This window comes from Sphingobacterium zeae, assembly GCF_030818895.1.
Lineage (GTDB): Bacteria > Bacteroidota > Bacteroidia > Sphingobacteriales > Sphingobacteriaceae > Sphingobacterium > Sphingobacterium zeae.
The window spans coordinates 4,712,845-4,727,643 of sequence record NZ_JAUTBA010000001.1 but is presented as its reverse complement, the minus strand read 5'-3'; the positions used below and the strand labels follow the sequence as shown (position 1 = coordinate 4,727,643).

General features: G+C 38.7%; 15 protein-coding genes. 12 read left to right on the top strand and 3 right to left on the bottom strand.

Going from position 1 to position 14,799, the window contains the following annotated elements:
• Positions 1 to 8 precede the first annotated feature (8 nt).
• The 6 genes from murG to QE382_RS19790 all read left to right on the top strand — a co-directional run bounded on the left by murG (position 9) and on the right by QE382_RS19790 (position 7,776).
• Entirely contained in the window at positions 9 to 1,112 is a 1,104-nt protein-coding gene (murG, locus tag QE382_RS19815) for an undecaprenyldiphospho-muramoylpentapeptide beta-N-acetylglucosaminyltransferase (protein WP_307187443.1), read from the top strand.
• A 7-nt stretch (positions 1,113 to 1,119) separates the two neighbouring features.
• Positions 1,120 to 2,475 (top strand): UDP-N-acetylmuramate--L-alanine ligase, encoded by a 1,356-nt coding sequence (murC, locus tag QE382_RS19810; protein ID WP_307187442.1) that lies wholly within the window; start codon positions 1,120 to 1,122, stop codon positions 2,473 to 2,475.
• The gene (locus tag QE382_RS19805) at positions 2,468 to 3,304 is read left to right on the top strand and encodes a cell division protein FtsQ/DivIB (RefSeq protein WP_307187441.1); all 837 of its coding nucleotides are present in this window, start codon (positions 2,468 to 2,470) and stop codon (positions 3,302 to 3,304) included. Before murC ends, QE382_RS19805 begins: the two co-directional genes overlap by 8 nt.
• A gap of 25 nt (positions 3,305 to 3,329) precedes the next feature.
• Positions 3,330 to 4,706, top strand: a complete 1,377-nt coding sequence (gene ftsA / locus QE382_RS19800; RefSeq protein ID WP_307187440.1) for a cell division protein FtsA — start codon at positions 3,330 to 3,332, stop codon at positions 4,704 to 4,706.
• 141 nt (positions 4,707 to 4,847) lie between these two features.
• Positions 4,848 to 6,545, top strand: a complete 1,698-nt coding sequence (ftsZ, locus tag QE382_RS19795) for a cell division protein FtsZ (RefSeq protein WP_307187439.1) — start codon at positions 4,848 to 4,850, stop codon at positions 6,543 to 6,545.
• 88 nt (positions 6,546 to 6,633) lie between these two features.
• Complete coding sequence (locus QE382_RS19790) at positions 6,634 to 7,776, top strand: sugar phosphate isomerase/epimerase family protein (protein WP_307187438.1); 1,143 nt, start codon at positions 6,634 to 6,636, stop codon at positions 7,774 to 7,776.
• Between the two features lie 29 nt (positions 7,777 to 7,805).
• Here the strand turns inward: QE382_RS19790 and QE382_RS19785 are convergent, their stop codons facing one another.
• Complete coding sequence (locus QE382_RS19785) at positions 7,806 to 8,447, bottom strand: response regulator transcription factor (protein ID WP_307187437.1); 642 nt, start codon at positions 8,445 to 8,447, stop codon at positions 7,806 to 7,808.
• A gap of 277 nt (positions 8,448 to 8,724) precedes the next feature.
• Between QE382_RS19785 and mscL the strand changes: the two genes are divergently transcribed.
• The 5 genes from mscL to tsaB all read left to right on the top strand — a co-directional run bounded on the left by mscL (position 8,725) and on the right by tsaB (position 10,947).
• The gene (mscL, locus tag QE382_RS19780) at positions 8,725 to 9,132 is read left to right on the top strand and encodes a large-conductance mechanosensitive channel protein MscL (RefSeq protein WP_307187435.1); all 408 of its coding nucleotides are present in this window, start codon (positions 8,725 to 8,727) and stop codon (positions 9,130 to 9,132) included.
• A 239-nt stretch (positions 9,133 to 9,371) separates the two neighbouring features.
• The gene (rpmH, locus tag QE382_RS19775; RefSeq protein WP_075991291.1) at positions 9,372 to 9,530 is read left to right on the top strand and encodes a 50S ribosomal protein L34; all 159 of its coding nucleotides are present in this window, start codon (positions 9,372 to 9,374) and stop codon (positions 9,528 to 9,530) included.
• A gap of 61 nt (positions 9,531 to 9,591) precedes the next feature.
• Positions 9,592 to 10,008 (top strand): ribonuclease P protein component, encoded by a 417-nt coding sequence (locus QE382_RS19770; RefSeq protein WP_307187434.1) that lies wholly within the window; start codon positions 9,592 to 9,594, stop codon positions 10,006 to 10,008.
• Positions 9,971 to 10,225, top strand: a complete 255-nt coding sequence (gene yidD / locus QE382_RS19765; RefSeq protein WP_307187433.1) for a membrane protein insertion efficiency factor YidD — start codon at positions 9,971 to 9,973, stop codon at positions 10,223 to 10,225. Before QE382_RS19770 ends, yidD begins: the two co-directional genes overlap by 38 nt.
• Positions 10,226 to 10,239: 14 nt before the next feature.
• Entirely contained in the window at positions 10,240 to 10,947 is a 708-nt protein-coding gene (tsaB, locus tag QE382_RS19760) for a tRNA (adenosine(37)-N6)-threonylcarbamoyltransferase complex dimerization subunit type 1 TsaB (protein ID WP_307187432.1), read from the top strand.
• On the opposite strand, the gene QE382_RS19755 is transcribed toward tsaB, so the two are convergent.
• The gene (locus QE382_RS19755) at positions 10,942 to 11,847 is read right to left on the bottom strand and encodes a CorA family divalent cation transporter (protein ID WP_307187431.1); all 906 of its coding nucleotides are present in this window, start codon (positions 11,845 to 11,847) and stop codon (positions 10,942 to 10,944) included. The genes tsaB and QE382_RS19755 overlap by 6 nt on opposite strands.
• Before the next feature lie 87 nt (positions 11,848 to 11,934).
• Complete coding sequence (locus QE382_RS19750; RefSeq protein ID WP_307187430.1) at positions 11,935 to 12,552, bottom strand: OmpH/Skp family outer membrane protein; 618 nt, start codon at positions 12,550 to 12,552, stop codon at positions 11,935 to 11,937.
• Between the two features lie 192 nt (positions 12,553 to 12,744).
• Between QE382_RS19750 and gyrB the strand changes: the two genes are divergently transcribed.
• The gene (gyrB, locus tag QE382_RS19745) at positions 12,745 to 14,703 is read left to right on the top strand and encodes a DNA topoisomerase (ATP-hydrolyzing) subunit B (protein ID WP_307187429.1); all 1,959 of its coding nucleotides are present in this window, start codon (positions 12,745 to 12,747) and stop codon (positions 14,701 to 14,703) included.
• The last annotated feature ends 96 nt before the right edge of the window (positions 14,704 to 14,799 follow it).

Genomic DNA, 14,799 nt, shown 5'->3' with positions numbered 1-14,799 from the left:
AATTGAGCATGGCAATTCGTGTAATTATTAGTGGTGGTGGAACCGGAGGACATATCTTTCCGGCGATTTCAATTGCAAATGCACTGAAGGCGATGGATCCTGCAAATGAAATTCTATTCGTAGGGGCCAATGGCCGGATGGAAATGGATAAAGTGCCAGCTGCCGGTTATCAAATTATTGGACTTGATATCCAGGGGATCAATAGAAAACAGCTGTGGAAAAATATCTTTTTGCCATTTAAGCTTATGAAAAGCTTGAATATGGCAAAAAGTGTAATTAAGGATTTTAGACCGGATGTGGCTGTAGGTGTAGGTGGTTTTGCCTCCGGACCATTGTTAATGATGGCGAATAAATTGGGTGTGCCAACTGTTGTCCAGGAACAAAATTCTTATGCAGGCGTGACCAATAAAAAAGTTGGGGCAAAGGCAGCAAAGATATGTGTCGCCTATGAGGGGATGGAGCAGTTTTTTCCTGCTGAGAAAGTTTTACTCACTGGGAACCCAATAAGACGCGAGTCCATTGCGATAGCAGGGAAACGAGAAGAAGCTTTAACGTTCTTTGGCTTAGATCAGCACAAAAAAACAATTTTGGTCATCGGGGGGAGCCTTGGAGCTAAAACATTAAATGAAAGTGTACTTGCTTACCTGAATGAGTTAAAGGGAGAGGATGTCCAAGTAATTTGGCAATGCGGTAGTTTCTACGTTGAAAAACTACAAGCGGAGCTGGCAGGTAAACTTCCTGTTAATATCAAGATGTTGGCCTTTCTACAGCGTATGGATTATGCTTATGCTGCGGCAGATTTAATTATTAGCCGCGCTGGAGCTGGTACAATTTCCGAGCTTTGTGTAGTCGGTAAGCCTGTAATTCTCGTGCCTTCGCCCAATGTGGCCGAAGATCATCAGACGAAAAATGCGATGGCATTGGTTAATAAAGATGCTGCGTTATTGGTTAAGGATAGTGATGCAAAAAAAGATTTAGTGCCTGCTGCTTTAAATTTATTAAAAGATGCAGCTCATATTGCACAATTAAGTGAAAATATTAAAAAGCTCGGTAAGTTGAATGCTGACGTGGAGATTGCCGAGGAGGTGTATAAATTGGTTAATAAAAAATAGACGAAGTATGAATCTAGATGCAATAAAACAAGTTTACTTGATCGGAATAGGTGGGATAGGTATGAGTGGTCTTGCGCGCTATTTTAAGCATTTGGGCTGTGAGGTGAATGGATATGACCGTACAGAAACTGAGCTGACTAAAACTTTAGTCAAGGAAGGAATCGCGATCTCCTATCAGGATGATATCAATACGATTGATGCTATTTTTCACATACCTACTGCGGAAACACTGGTGATTTTTACACCAGCTATTCCCAAAGATTCAAAGATTAAAGCTTTTTTTGAATCTCTAGGACATATCCTCTATAAAAGATCTCAAGTTTTGGGAATCATTAGTGCGAGTAGATTTACAGTCGCTGTTGCCGGTACACATGGTAAGACGACAACTTCTACAATGGTGGCACATGTATTGAAAGATTCGGGCTACGACTGCTCAGCCTTTTTGGGCGGAATCAGTTCCAATTACGGTACAAATGTGCTTTATGGTAATAATAATACAGTTGTGGTGGAGGCAGACGAATTTGATCGTTCATTTTTGACGCTTCACCCCAATATCGCAATAGTGACTTCTTCGGATGCTGATCATTTGGACATTTATGGTGATCGCAGCCATTTGCTCGAATCATTCCAATTGTTCTTGGATAAAGTAGTTGAAGGGGGAACACGTATTATAAAAAAAGGCCTTGAGTTTGAGGGGCAAATCAGTTATTCGGGCCATGAAGTCGCTGATGCATATGCTTCCAATGTGCATGTACGCGACGGAGAGTTCTTTTTTGACTACCAAGATACCAATGGACGGATAGATGATATTCATCTGGGTATCCCTGGTATTCACAATGTGGAAAATGCAGTAGCTGCGATTGCAGTCGCACGCTTACTTGGGGTTGCAGACGAAGCTATCAAGAAAGCATTGACGACATTTAAAGGCGTGAAAAGAAGGTTTGAATATATTGTCCGTCGACCTGGAGCGGTGTATATTGATGACTATGCACATCATCCAGAAGAGCTGCGTGCATTTTTGACTTCTATGCGAAAATTGTATCCGACTAAAACTTTAAATGTGGTGTTTCAACCGCATTTATTCACGCGTACGCGCGATTTTGTCGACGGTTTTGCAGAGGTGTTATCCATGGCAGACAATCTGTTGTTAATGGAAATCTATCCAGCACGGGAGCTTCCGATTGAAGGCATCAACTCCAATTGGTTGTTGAATAAAATTACGGCTGAGAAAAAGCGCATCGTCACTCCGGAAGAGGTCTTGGAATTTGCACGCAATGAAAAGCCCGAGCTGATTGTTACAGTGGGGGCGGGTGATATTGACAAATTGGTTAAACCTTTACAGACGATATTAGCGCATGCTTAGAAGATTACGTGACATACAATGGAATCGTGTACTGTACTTTACGCTTTTTTTTATCGGTGTAATAGTCGTCGTGGTGATTATGAATATTGTGGGTAAACGTGATGAACAACAGCTGTGCAAAGATATAAAAATTGTTATTGAGGGAACCGAGGCTTTTATAGATCAAGCAGATATTTCCAAATTGATCGAACAGAACTACGGTAGTTTCGTTGGAAAGAAAGTGAATGGAATTCCTTTTCAGAAGGTTGAAAAAACCTTACGTAAATTACCTTATGTTTCCAATGCCAGTATACATGCTGATATGGATGGTACGATTAGCATTAATATTAGTCAGCGCGAGGCTGTCATGCGCGTCATCAATAAAAATGGAAAGGAGTTTTATGTCGATCCTAATGGCTTAAAGATACCGACGACGTTGAAATATATCCCACACATCATGGTTGCTACCGGCAACATCGCTGAAGGGTATAATGAAGCACTGGATACCATCTCGACACCATTGGTTAAGGATTTGGTGAAGGTTGTTGAATTTATAAAAAACGATGAGTTATGGACTAATCAAGTGGTGCAGATATATGTTAATGGAGATAAGGATATTGAACTTGTACCACGCATAGGAACGCAACAGCTGATTGTTGGATCGGCAGATTCTTTAGTACAAAAATTTGAATTATTAAAGACCTTTTATACGCAGATCATGCCAAAGGTGGGTATAAACGCTTATGGTGTTGTCAACGTTAAATATAGTGGTCAGATTATCTGTGAAAAGCGTGGGAACTGGAGTTTTTCGGATGATCAAACAAAAAAAATAGCAAATAATACATTATAGTAATACAGCAACAATACAGGAAATTATGAACTCAAAGGCAGCAGAAATTGAAAGAGAAAACCCAATTATCGTGGGACTCGATATTGGTACTACCAAAATTTGTGTTACGGTTGGGAGACGTAGCTCAGGAAACAAAATTGAATTATTAGGTGTGGGGAAAGCTGATTCCGCGGGTGTAAGCCGTGGAGTTGTGGCTAATATCCAAAAAACTGTGGGAAGTATTTTAGAGGCTGTCGAGATAGCCGAAGCACAGTCTAACGTGGATATTAAAGTAGTGAATGTGGGAATTGCTGGCCAACACATCAAAAGTATTCAACACCGTGGAATATTTACCAAAACTGATGGTGATGACGAAATTGTTCGACGCGATATTGAACGTTTAATTTCGGACATGTATAAACTGGTACTGCCTCCAGGAGAAGAAATTATACATGTTTTACCTCAAGAGTTTACGGTAGATAACGAACCCGGTATTCGCGAACCAATTGGGATGGCTGGTCGTCGTATTGAAGCGAATTTTCATATTATATCGGGTCGAGTAACTGATATTAAAAACATCAAAAAATGTATTGATAATTCCAATCTGGAAGTTGCAGAATTGATTCTCGAGCCTCTAGCGTCTTCTGAAGCTGTATTGGATGAAGACGAAAAAAATGCTGGTGTTGTATTAGTAGATATTGGTGGTGGAACCACAGATGTTGCCATCTTCCATGAAGGAATTATTCGTCATACTGCTGTAATCCCTTTAGGCGGGAATATCGTCACAGAAGATATCCGTCAAGGCTGTTCTGTTTTGCGTTCTCAAGCTGAATTGTTGAAAACTCGCTTTGGATCAGCGCTAGCTGATGAAAACAAAGAAAATGAGGTGATTTGTGTGCCGGGATTAAAAGGTCGAGAGCCAAAAGAGATTTCCGTTAAAAACTTAGCTTACATTATTCAAGCTAGAATGGAAGAAATTATTGAGCATGTGTATTATGAAATCAAATCTTCTGGATATGAAAACAAACTGATCGGTGGTATTGTGATTACTGGCGGTGGCGCTCAATTGAAACATCTGGTACAACTTGTTGAATATATTACCGGAATAGATTGTCGTATCGGATTTCCAAATGAATATCTTTCTAAGAATGAGGTTTTACCAAAGCCGTTATTTGAAGAATTGAAAAGTCCATTGTATGCAACAAGTATTGGTTTGTTGATTAAAGGAATTCAGTCACACGAGGAAGAGGAAGATAGCCGTAGAGAAATGCACACCCCATCGAAAAAAGTGCAGGCCGCTACGATGACAACAAAAGAGGTTTCAGAACAACAACAGAAAGAGCAGGGACTACTATCATGGTTTAAACGTTTTATCAAAGATGGTAACGAAATCGATGATGCAACTTTCTTAGATAAAAAGTAAGTTTTCCACAATAACTGAAGTTTTCCACAATTTCACAAATGTGGAAAACTTTTGTTGAAATTATATTATTATTACATTACATATAGTGGGTTTGATTCGTTTTTGATATCATCTTCATTGTAAGTTAAATAGGGATAAGTTATGTCAATACAGTTTGAAATGTTAAAAGAACAATCTTCAATAATCAAGGTTATTGGGGTTGGTGGTGGTGGCGGCAATGCCGTAAACCACATGTATAAACAAGGAATTAGTGGGGTAGATTTTATCGTGTGTAATACTGATGCTCAGGCATTAGAATTGAGCCCGATTCCAAATAAAGTTCAATTGGGAATAAGTCTAACCGAAGGTATGGGAGCTGGGGCAGATCCTGATGTAGGTGAAAATTCAGCGATCGAGAGTATTGAGGATATCAAACGTATGTTGGGCACCAATACAAAGATGCTGTTTATTACAGCTGGTATGGGCGGTGGTACTGGTACCGGTGCTAGTCCAGTATTGGCTAAAGCGGCTAAAGAATTGGGTATTTTAACTGTTGCTATTGTAACGACGCCCTTTACGTTTGAAGGTAAACGTCGTCGTTCACAAGCTGAAGAAGGGTTGTCTGAGTTACGTAAATATGTAGACTCTTATCTTGTGATATCAAATGATCGCCTTCGTGAAATTTTTGGTAATTTAACAATGACTGCGGCTTTCGCGAAAGCTGATGATATTTTAACAACAGCTGCAAAAGGTATTGCCGAAATTATAACAATCCCTGGTTATGTAAACGTCGACTTTAAGGATGTGCGTACAGTAATGAACGACAGTGGTGTTGCCATCATGGGTAATGCTGTTGCCGAGGGTGAAGATCGTGCATTGCGTGCAGTGGAAGGTGCTTTAGCTTCGCCATTGTTGAAAGACAATGAGATTGAAGGTGCTCGCTATATTTTATTGAACATTACTTCCGGAACGAAAGAAGTAACGATGGATGAGGTTGCGATAATTACGGATTACATTCAGGAAAAAGCTGGTTTGTCAGCTGATTTAATCTGGGGTAACTGTATTGATGAGAACTTTGAAGACGAATTGTCAGTAACAATTATTGCCACTGGTTTTCAAACGTCTGAAGAACGTGATAAAGAACGTGAAAATACAAAAGTGTCCATGCCCTTAACTGCTGAACCGGCTAATTCTTTTATAAAACCTGTGTCTCAGGTGGCACCAAAAGAAGTTCCAGCTACGAATAGTTTCGTAACTCCGGTTCAACGTGTGGATACACCAGCATCTTCTACAAATACTTCTACTCCAAATAATTTGCAATCTGACTTGTTCACTTCGCCAAGAAATGCGGCACAACAACAGGTCGCTGTTGAGGAGCCTCAGGTTATACGTCATGATTTAGGTTTTGATGGTACTTATGAAGAGGAACCTTCATTTGGTGACAGTGATTTTCAATTGAAAACTTCGCCATCTGTGTTTCAATTCCAGATGCCAACAGTTTTTGATTCTTACACAGCTCCTTCTGCATCTGCATATGAAGAGAAACCTACTTTTTCATCAAGTACAACAAATGAGCAAGTAGAAGTTCCACAGGTGGAAGAAGAACAGGTTTCTTTTGAAGATCAGCTTGTTCGTACTAAAGAGCGCATCTTACGTCTTAAGGAATTGAGCATGAAACTAAAATCTTCCAATGGTCTACATGAGTTGGAAAATGAGCCTGCTTATAAGCGGAAACAAATGTCATTGGAAGATACACCGCACTCTTCACAATCACAAGTGTCTCGTTTTACACTTTCCTTTGAAGACGGAAATACTGAAATTAGACCGAACAATTCTTTTCTACATGATAATGTAGACTAATTGATTCACTATAAAATAACAAAAAGCCATCCAATCGGATGGCTTTTTTAGTATCTTTAAATACCGAAATAAGACAATTATACAAGCTATGACGACAAAATTAAATAACCCTGTATGGGTAATGAGTTCTGCATTTGATAAATTATCCTTACCAGAGTTGATTCAGACGACCAAAAGAATCGGAGCAGGGGGGATAGACCTTTGTGTGTTTAGAAAGGACGGTACCCGGGAAGATCATACTGCAACGCATTTAGACTATGACGATTTTACGCCTGCAAAAGCAAGGGAGATTATTGAGTTGTTCAATCAGGTTGACTTAAAACTTTCGCTTGGTGCTTTTGAAAATATGATTGGTGGGGATCCTGAGCAGCGGGTGAAGAATCAAAATCATTTATTAAAATTAATTCGTATTGCTCATCTGCTTGGCGGCGACGAAAATAATATCAAAGTGGGAACATTTGTAGGCTACAATCATGAATTGGGCAATCAAATTGATGGATTTCAAAAGAATCTTGAAGAATACAAGCGTGTATTTGCTCCCATTGTTGACTATGCAGAGAGTTTGGGCGTAACCATTCTTTATGAGAATTGCCCAATGGAGGGTTGGCGATCGTCACGTTATAGCTCAACCTATAACAATCTTCCAGCAGTGCTTGCTGCTCGTAAATTAATGTACGCGATGATACCGAGTAAGGCACATGGCGAGATCTATGATCCTTCACATGATGTCTGGCAAAACACAGATCCGATTGAGGTAATCCGTAATACGGATATTGCGCGTCTGCAGCGTATCCATGTGAAGACAACACGTAATTTACAAACGGCCGCACGTATTGATTGGGGCGGGATGTATCCAATGCAACATGTTGATATGGAATTGGCTAAAAAAGCCAATGTAAGTATTCCAGGGCACGACTGGGATAGACATCACTACGAAGCGATGTTGCCTGGCTTTGGCGGTTCTGACAGTATGGATTGGCGAGGATTTGTTGACCTACTGCAAGAACGTGGTTTCAGCGGTCCGTTTGAGATAGAAAATGAAGCTAAGAATTCGAAAGATACGGGTGATTTCTCAGCTACGGTTCAAGGATTCACTACTTGCCTCAATTTCTTAGCACCGATGTTATGGGATTTAGAAGCAGAAGTGGGGTACTCTTACAAGAAATGTGAGCCTTTAAAGGATTTAAATGTAAAAGATATTCCGGTTGTTACGATGGATAAGTTGAGCTGATATATTAAAAAAGCACTCCAACAACCTTATTAATTGTTGGAGTGTATTCTAAAAAGTTCGATCAATTCAGGGATATTGGAAACATTAAGTTTTTCGAATATTCTGCTTTTATAAGTGCTTACGGTTGATGGACTTAACTCCAATAATCCAGATACCTCAATGATGCCAAGTCCTTTGATTAGTTGCTTAGCAACATCCACCTCTCTATTTGACAAACGTGCCAAAGGGTTTAATTTCGTCAGTTCAGATTTACTTTGCGTCAGTTTCTGAATATATAGATCCTGTACGTTGCTCGACATATACTTGCCTCTATCCTGAATAGCCAAAATGGCATTCGAAAGTTCAGCCATTGCGGTTGTTTTATTGAGATAGCCTACTGCCCCAGCTTCAATATAGCGTAACGCATATAGCGATTCGTCATAAGACGAAAAAATTAAAATCTTGATGCTTGGACGAATTTGAAGGATTTCCTCAAGAACGCGTATATTATTTCCTCCAGGCATGTTAATATCCAGCAATAATAGGTCGAAATCTTCTACCTTTATCTTTTCGAGAACCTCGTCAAAGGTTTCAGCTTGGAATATTTCTGCTTTCTGAAGAGTTTCTTTAATAATAACGGAGGCTCCTAACCGTACAATGCCATGGTCGTCTGCTATAAGAATCTTTTTCATAGATTTGCTATCTGATGCTGGGCTTTAATTACCGTATGAAATAATGTACGAACAATATACAATATATCTTGATATTTTACTAGTTAACGTGCAAATATAAGAAATTAAGTTAATAAAAATTAGCTAGCGGCAAGTTGAGCGTATTTTTGTGAATAAGGATATAAACTCAATTAATACGGGGTAATATTAGTTTAACGATAAAAAATTAGCATATTTTAATTAGATTTATGTGACAATTACTAGTTTTGTTATTATTAATACACTAAAAAATTTAAATATGGGATTTCTAAAAGAGTTTAAAGAGTTTGCAATGCGCGGCAGTGTAGTCGATTTGGCTGTCGGTGTCATTATTGGTGGAGCTTTTGGTAAGATCGTTACCTCATTGGTCGACGATATCATCATGCCGCCGATAGGGTATTTAACAGGCGGTGTTGATTTTTCATCCAAAAAATTGATTTTGAAGGCCGCTGATGAGGCTACAAAACAAGCTGAAGTTTCTGTTAATTACGGAAATTTTATCAACGTAGTTATTCAATTTTTAATTGTAGCATTCTGTATTTTTTGCGTTATCAAGGCTTTAAACTCATTGAAACGTAAGGAAGAAACAAAGCCTGCGGCACCGGCAGCTCCAAGTAAGGAAGAAACACTGTTGACGGAAATCAGGGATATTTTAAAAAATAAATAGTTTGAAGGACAGGCTACATTCTAAAAAAGCAGCGCATTCGGACCGTGCTGTTTTTTTATTTTGTGAGCATTGAAAGTTGTTTTTTTTCCCTGTAGCTGAATAGATTAGCCAGGTTAGTCCATATTAACTTTAAATGTTCGTAATATTGTTTGTTTTTGTCTAAAATAAACTTTACTTTTGCATTCCTCTTGGGGAGTTTTGTATTAATTGAAGTAAGAACAAATTAGCATAATAGCGTCATGAAAAGAACATTTCAGCCATCGCAAAGAAAAAGAAGAAACAAACACGGTTTTAGAGAGCGTATGAGCTCTGCAAACGGTAGAAGAGTATTAGCTTCACGTAGAGCCAAAGGTAGAAAACGTCTTACAGTGTCTGACGAATACCGTCACAAAGGTTAATCTTTGACAAAGATCGGTGGCCACTTATAAGAGCTTTTTCTAAATAAGATTAAGTCATCGTATGAAAAATACATTTACAAAAGAAGAACGGTTGTGTGCGAAAAGGCGTATTGATACGCTTTTTAAAAGCGGTTCTTCTTTTGTTTTGTATCCCTTTAGAATTGTTTTTATTTTTGAAAAAAACAATAGAGCTGACCATTCCCCTTCCTGTCAGTCTATAATTTCTGTATCCAAACGTAGGTTTAAAAGAGCAATTGATCGCAATTTAATTAAGCGGTTGATGCGTGAAAGTTACCGCTTGCAAAAATCGAATGATTTAATTCCATTTTTGTTGAAACATAATGTAACTTTGTATTTAGCTATTCAATATGTGGGCAAGCAGATCTTAGCATATGATGTGTTTCGTATCGCAATGAATAAAATGCTGAAAAAATTGCAGGATGAATGTGCTGAAGCTTATTTGGAAAAAGGGGATTAGCCCCCTGTTTAGTTTTATTTTCTTAATTATTATTCGTTTCTACCAAGTTTTTATTTCGCCATTTTTAGGTGCCAGTTGTCGATATACGCCCACCTGTTCTCAGTACGGTAAGGAAGCTATTGTAAAATACGGTCCCTTTAAAGGTGGTTGGATGGCTTTGAAACGAATAGCACGTTGCAATCCCTGGGGTGGTCACGGGCATGATCCTGTACCTTGATTTCTATAAAGACGATGAATGATTTAATTTTACAGATTGATACATCAACCACTGTATGTTCGGTTGCTCTGAGTGAAAATGGTCAAACATTACACGTTATCAATCTCGATGAACCGAATGCACACGCAGCCAAACTAACTATTTTGATCGAGGAAATTCTAAAAGACTCAGGTCGAAAGATGCAGGATTTAAGTGCTGTGGCGGTGAGCATGGGACCAGGCTCTTATACAGGTTTACGTATCGGGGTATCTACGGCCAAAGGTCTCTGTTACGCGTTAGATATACCTTTAATTGCTATTAATACCTTAGAAGCTTTATTTCTAGGGTATAAAAGTCAATTTGGTCTGACAGTAGGTGAGGCCTATCTTCCGATGCTCGATGCACGCCGTATGGAAGTGTATACAGCTGTATACAGTCATGATTCTACATTAGTAAGGGCAACTTCAGCGGAGATTATCGATATAGATTATTTCAATGGATTGCTGTTAGACTACGATCGTGTCCAATTGTTTGGTTCGGGAGCCGATAAATTCGAGGCTTTGTTTAGTTCAACGGAGCGGGTAAATATTTTGAGTGGTTTCAAAGATTCCGCGGCATTTCTATCACCATTGGCCTTTGATAAATTTCAGCGGAAAGAGTTTGAGGATGTTGCTTATTTTGAGCCTTTCTATCTCAAAGATTTCGTAGTGACTGCTGCAAAGAAAAAGGTTGGCTTATCATAACCAACCTTTCCTTTTGAACCATAAATAAATCGCGAGGGATATGGCGATCATGATCGCTATGGCGATTGGATATCCATAGTACCATTCGAGTTCGGGCATATTTTTGAAATTCATGCCATAAATTCCTGCAACAAAAGTAATTGGCATAAAAAATACCGAGAAAATTGTGAGGATGCGCATGATTTCGTTGGTATGATTGGACGAGATATTGAAATATACATTCAGTAGCTGAGCTACATTTTCAGATAAGTTTTCATATAAAGTTGCTGTTCGAATCTGTAGATCTTTAAGATCGCGTGTATATACATCCTTTTTTGATGATGAATGAAAATGCTCAACAACCTCTTTGTAGAGAAAGATCACTTTACGTGCGACATCAATCTGTCTTTTGATAAAATAGAGATTTTTCAGTACTGGCTGTTGTCTCATGCGTTTCAGGAATATCAATTCTTCGTATGCATCGATGCGCGTTGAGAGTTGCTCCAAGGTTTGGCTAAAGGTAAATACAGCTGCAGTTGTGATAAATACAGCCAGTTTACGGCTATTTTTTGTTTTGTTAGATGTGAACTCAATATTCTTGAGCTTTTCTAGAAATTCGATGCGACGTTTGTGTACAGTAATTACAAAATCACTTCCGTAGAAGATGGTGAGGCGGTCGGTAATTTCTCCGATACTGTCTGAATTCTCTTTGAAATTGTCTGACATGACGCGGAGGATAACAAAGGTATAATTCTCAAATTCTTCAATTTTAGGCAGATGTTCTGGTTCTTTAGAGTCCTTAATCGAAGCTTCATTTAAATTAAAACGCTGTTTAATAAAAGTGAAGTCTTCTGACGTTGGCTCAGCGATATCTATCCATTCGTAGTTTGCGATTTCTTTTTCAACAATCGTTCTGATCATACATCTAAATTTATGGAAGACAAGATAAGAAAGAAAATAAAAAAAGCCATCAACTGAGTTGATGGCTTCCTAGATTATTGTAATCTTCTATTTTTTAGAAGATTTATATTCTTCATTTAGTTGTTTGATTACTTCATTGGTAATTTCCAAAGAAGGATCAGCATATAACACTGTCGGATTAGTTTTTGAATATGTCAATACTAACTTATATCCGTTTTCTGCGGCATGTTTTTTTAGAAATTCGGTTATTTTATTATAAACATTGTTGAATTCTTCAGACTCATCTTTTGCAATAGAGGAAGATGCTGTCTGATCCAAGCGTGCAAGCTCATCCTGTTTTCGTGCTAATTTTTGTTCTGTAGCTTGTCGATCTGCAGCCGACATTGTCGCTGCATTTTTTTGGTATTCGGCAACTTCACGTTGGAAGGCCGTACTTTTGGATTGCAGGTCCGTTTGTGCTTTCTTTACTTTATTTTCAAGCTTTGATTTAATATCCTTAAAATATTGGTATTTTTCTGAAAGAGAATCGGAGTTTAAATAGACAATTTTATCTTTATTACTTCCCAGATTTTCCTTGTTTACGGTATTGGAATCATTTCTTGCAGGCTCGCTTGTTGTTTTTGTACCTTGGTTACACGATGCAATCGATCCTGCCAGCAAAAGGGCAAAGGACACTTTCGATACAATTGAAGATATAGTATTCATTTTTTTGTTTTTTTGCAAATTATTACTGAAAACAAACCTACCACAAAAAAATCGAAATTCTAGTTTTTAGAATAAAAAAGTAAAATTATCCTATGTTCTGACAATTCCAGATATCGGCTTGATACTTGTTTGTGGGCTTGATAAATCGGGCAAAATTTCGTATTTTTGGATATTACATTTAAGAGGTTTTCAATGAGCGAAGAAAATAAAAATACATCCACCTATTCCGCCGATAATATCCAGGTATTAGAGGGTTTAGAGGCGGTTCGTAAGCGTCCATCCATGTATATTGGTGATACCGGTGTAAAAGGACTACACCATTTGGTATACGAGGTAGTTGACAATTCAATCGATGAAGCTGTTGCAGGGTATTGTACAGACATTTTTGTAACTATCCATAAAGATAATTCGATTTCTGTTCGGGATAACGGTCGCGGTATTCCTACAGGAATCAACAAAAAGGAAAATAAATCAGCCTTGGAGCTTGTAATGACAGTATTACATGCTGGGGGTAAATTTGATAAAGATACATATAAGGTTTCTGGTGGTTTGCATGGTGTCGGTGTGTCCTGCGTAAATGCATTATCTACTCTTCTGAAAGCCGAGGTTCATCGTGACGGGAAGATTTATCAGCAGGAATATCAAATTGGTAAGCCTTTGTATGATGTGAAAGAAGTTGGGGTATCTGATAAGACTGGAACAATTGTAACATTTCATCCAGACCCTACGATTTTCACGCAGACTACGGTGTATAATTACGATACGTTGGCAAATCGTCTTCGTGAGCTTGCATTTTTAAATAAGGGGGTGAGTTTGACGTTGAATGACGAGCGTGAGACAAATGAGGATGGTTCTGAGAAAAAAGAAACATTCCATTCTGAGGGTGGTCTTAAGGAGTTTGTTAAATTTTTGGATGGAAACCGTCAGGCGTTAATTCCAGATCCAATCTATGTGGAAGGTATCAAGCAAGGTATTCCTGTGGAACTCGCTTTACAATATAATGATACGTATTCTGAAAATGTGCATTCTTATGTGAATAACATTAATACCATTGAAGGCGGATCACATGTTGCTGGTTTCCGTCGTGGTTTGACACGCACATTGAAGGCTTACGCGGACAAGTCCGGTTTGCTTAAGAATTTAAAAGTCGAAATTACGGGTGATGACTTCCGTGAAGGTTTGACTGCTGTAATTTCAGTAAAGGTTGCAGAACCTCAATTTGAAGGACAGACAAAAACTAAATTAGGTAATTCCGAAGTAATGGGGGCTGTAGATGTCGCTGTTGGAGAGATCTTGGGTGTTTATTTGGAAGAGAATCCACGTGAAGCAAAAGCTATCGTTCAAAAGGTTGTCATAGCTGCTCAAGCACGAGCCGCTGCACGTAAAGCCCGCGATTTGGTACAACGGAAAACCGTAATGGGTGGCTCCGGACTTCCGGGTAAATTGGCCGACTGTCAAGACAACGATCCTACGAAATGTGAGATCTATTTCGTCGAGGGGGATTCTGCGGGTGGTACAGCTAAGTCTGGCCGGGATAGAAAACATCAGGCGATCATGCCGCTACGTGGTAAGATCCTGAACGTTGAGAAAGCAATGGAACATAAGATCTACGAAAATGAAGAGATCAAAAATATGTTTACGGCTTTGGGCGTGAGTGTAGGTACTGCCGAGGATGCTAAAGCATTGAATATCGAAAAATTACGTTACCACCGCATCATCATCATGACGGATGCCGATGTGGATGGATCCCACATTACAACATTAATTTTGACATTCTATTTCAGATATATGAAAGAATTGATCGAAAGAGGATATGTGTATATTGCAACGCCGCCGCTATACCTGGTCAAAAAAGGAAAAGAACACGAATATGCTTGGAATGAAGATCAACGCATCAATGCTATTCAGCGTTTGAAGGGAGCTGGTAAAGAGGATAGTGTGCACGTACAGCGTTACAAAGGTCTTGGAGAGATGAATGCTGAACAACTATGGGATACGACCATGAATCCTGAAACGCGTACCTTGAGGCAAGTAACTATTGAGAATGCAGCGGAATGTGACCGTATTTTCTCCATGTTAATGGGAGACGAAGTTGCTCCACGTCGTGAATTTATTGAAAAAAATGCGCGCTATGCTAAAATTGATATTTAATGTAAATTTAACCTAACGGTTTATATAAATGAATAAAAAAAGCCTGATGAATTTCTCATCAGGCTTTTTTTATTCATTTATATTTCCTATTTTCAT

Excerpts from the sequence above, each read along its gene's own strand:
- murG (WP_307187443.1), top strand. The coding sequence starts at position 9 with ATGGCAATTCGTGTAATTATTAGTGGTGGTGGAACCGGAGGACATATC.
- murC (WP_307187442.1), top strand. The coding sequence starts at position 1,120 with ATGAATCTAGATGCAATAAAACAAGTTTACTTGATCGGAATAGGTGGG.
- QE382_RS19805 (WP_307187441.1), top strand. The coding sequence starts at position 2,468 with ATGCTTAGAAGATTACGTGACATACAATGGAATCGTGTACTGTACTTT.
- ftsA (WP_307187440.1), top strand. The coding sequence starts at position 3,330 with ATGAACTCAAAGGCAGCAGAAATTGAAAGAGAAAACCCAATTATCGTG.
- ftsZ (WP_307187439.1), top strand. The coding sequence starts at position 4,848 with ATGTCAATACAGTTTGAAATGTTAAAAGAACAATCTTCAATAATCAAG.
- QE382_RS19790 (WP_307187438.1), top strand. The coding sequence starts at position 6,634 with ATGACGACAAAATTAAATAACCCTGTATGGGTAATGAGTTCTGCATTT.
- QE382_RS19785 (WP_307187437.1), bottom strand. The coding sequence starts at position 8,447 with ATGAAAAAGATTCTTATAGCAGACGACCATGGCATTGTACGGTTAGGA.
- mscL (WP_307187435.1), top strand. The coding sequence starts at position 8,725 with ATGGGATTTCTAAAAGAGTTTAAAGAGTTTGCAATGCGCGGCAGTGTA.
- rpmH (WP_075991291.1), top strand. The coding sequence starts at position 9,372 with ATGAAAAGAACATTTCAGCCATCGCAAAGAAAAAGAAGAAACAAACAC.
- QE382_RS19770 (WP_307187434.1), top strand. The coding sequence starts at position 9,592 with ATGAAAAATACATTTACAAAAGAAGAACGGTTGTGTGCGAAAAGGCGT.
- yidD (WP_307187433.1), top strand. The coding sequence starts at position 9,971 with ATGAATGTGCTGAAGCTTATTTGGAAAAAGGGGATTAGCCCCCTGTTT.
- tsaB (WP_307187432.1), top strand. The coding sequence starts at position 10,240 with ATGAATGATTTAATTTTACAGATTGATACATCAACCACTGTATGTTCG.
- QE382_RS19755 (WP_307187431.1), bottom strand. The coding sequence starts at position 11,847 with ATGATCAGAACGATTGTTGAAAAAGAAATCGCAAACTACGAATGGATA.
- QE382_RS19750 (WP_307187430.1), bottom strand. The coding sequence starts at position 12,552 with ATGAATACTATATCTTCAATTGTATCGAAAGTGTCCTTTGCCCTTTTG.
- gyrB (WP_307187429.1), top strand. The coding sequence starts at position 12,745 with ATGAGCGAAGAAAATAAAAATACATCCACCTATTCCGCCGATAATATC.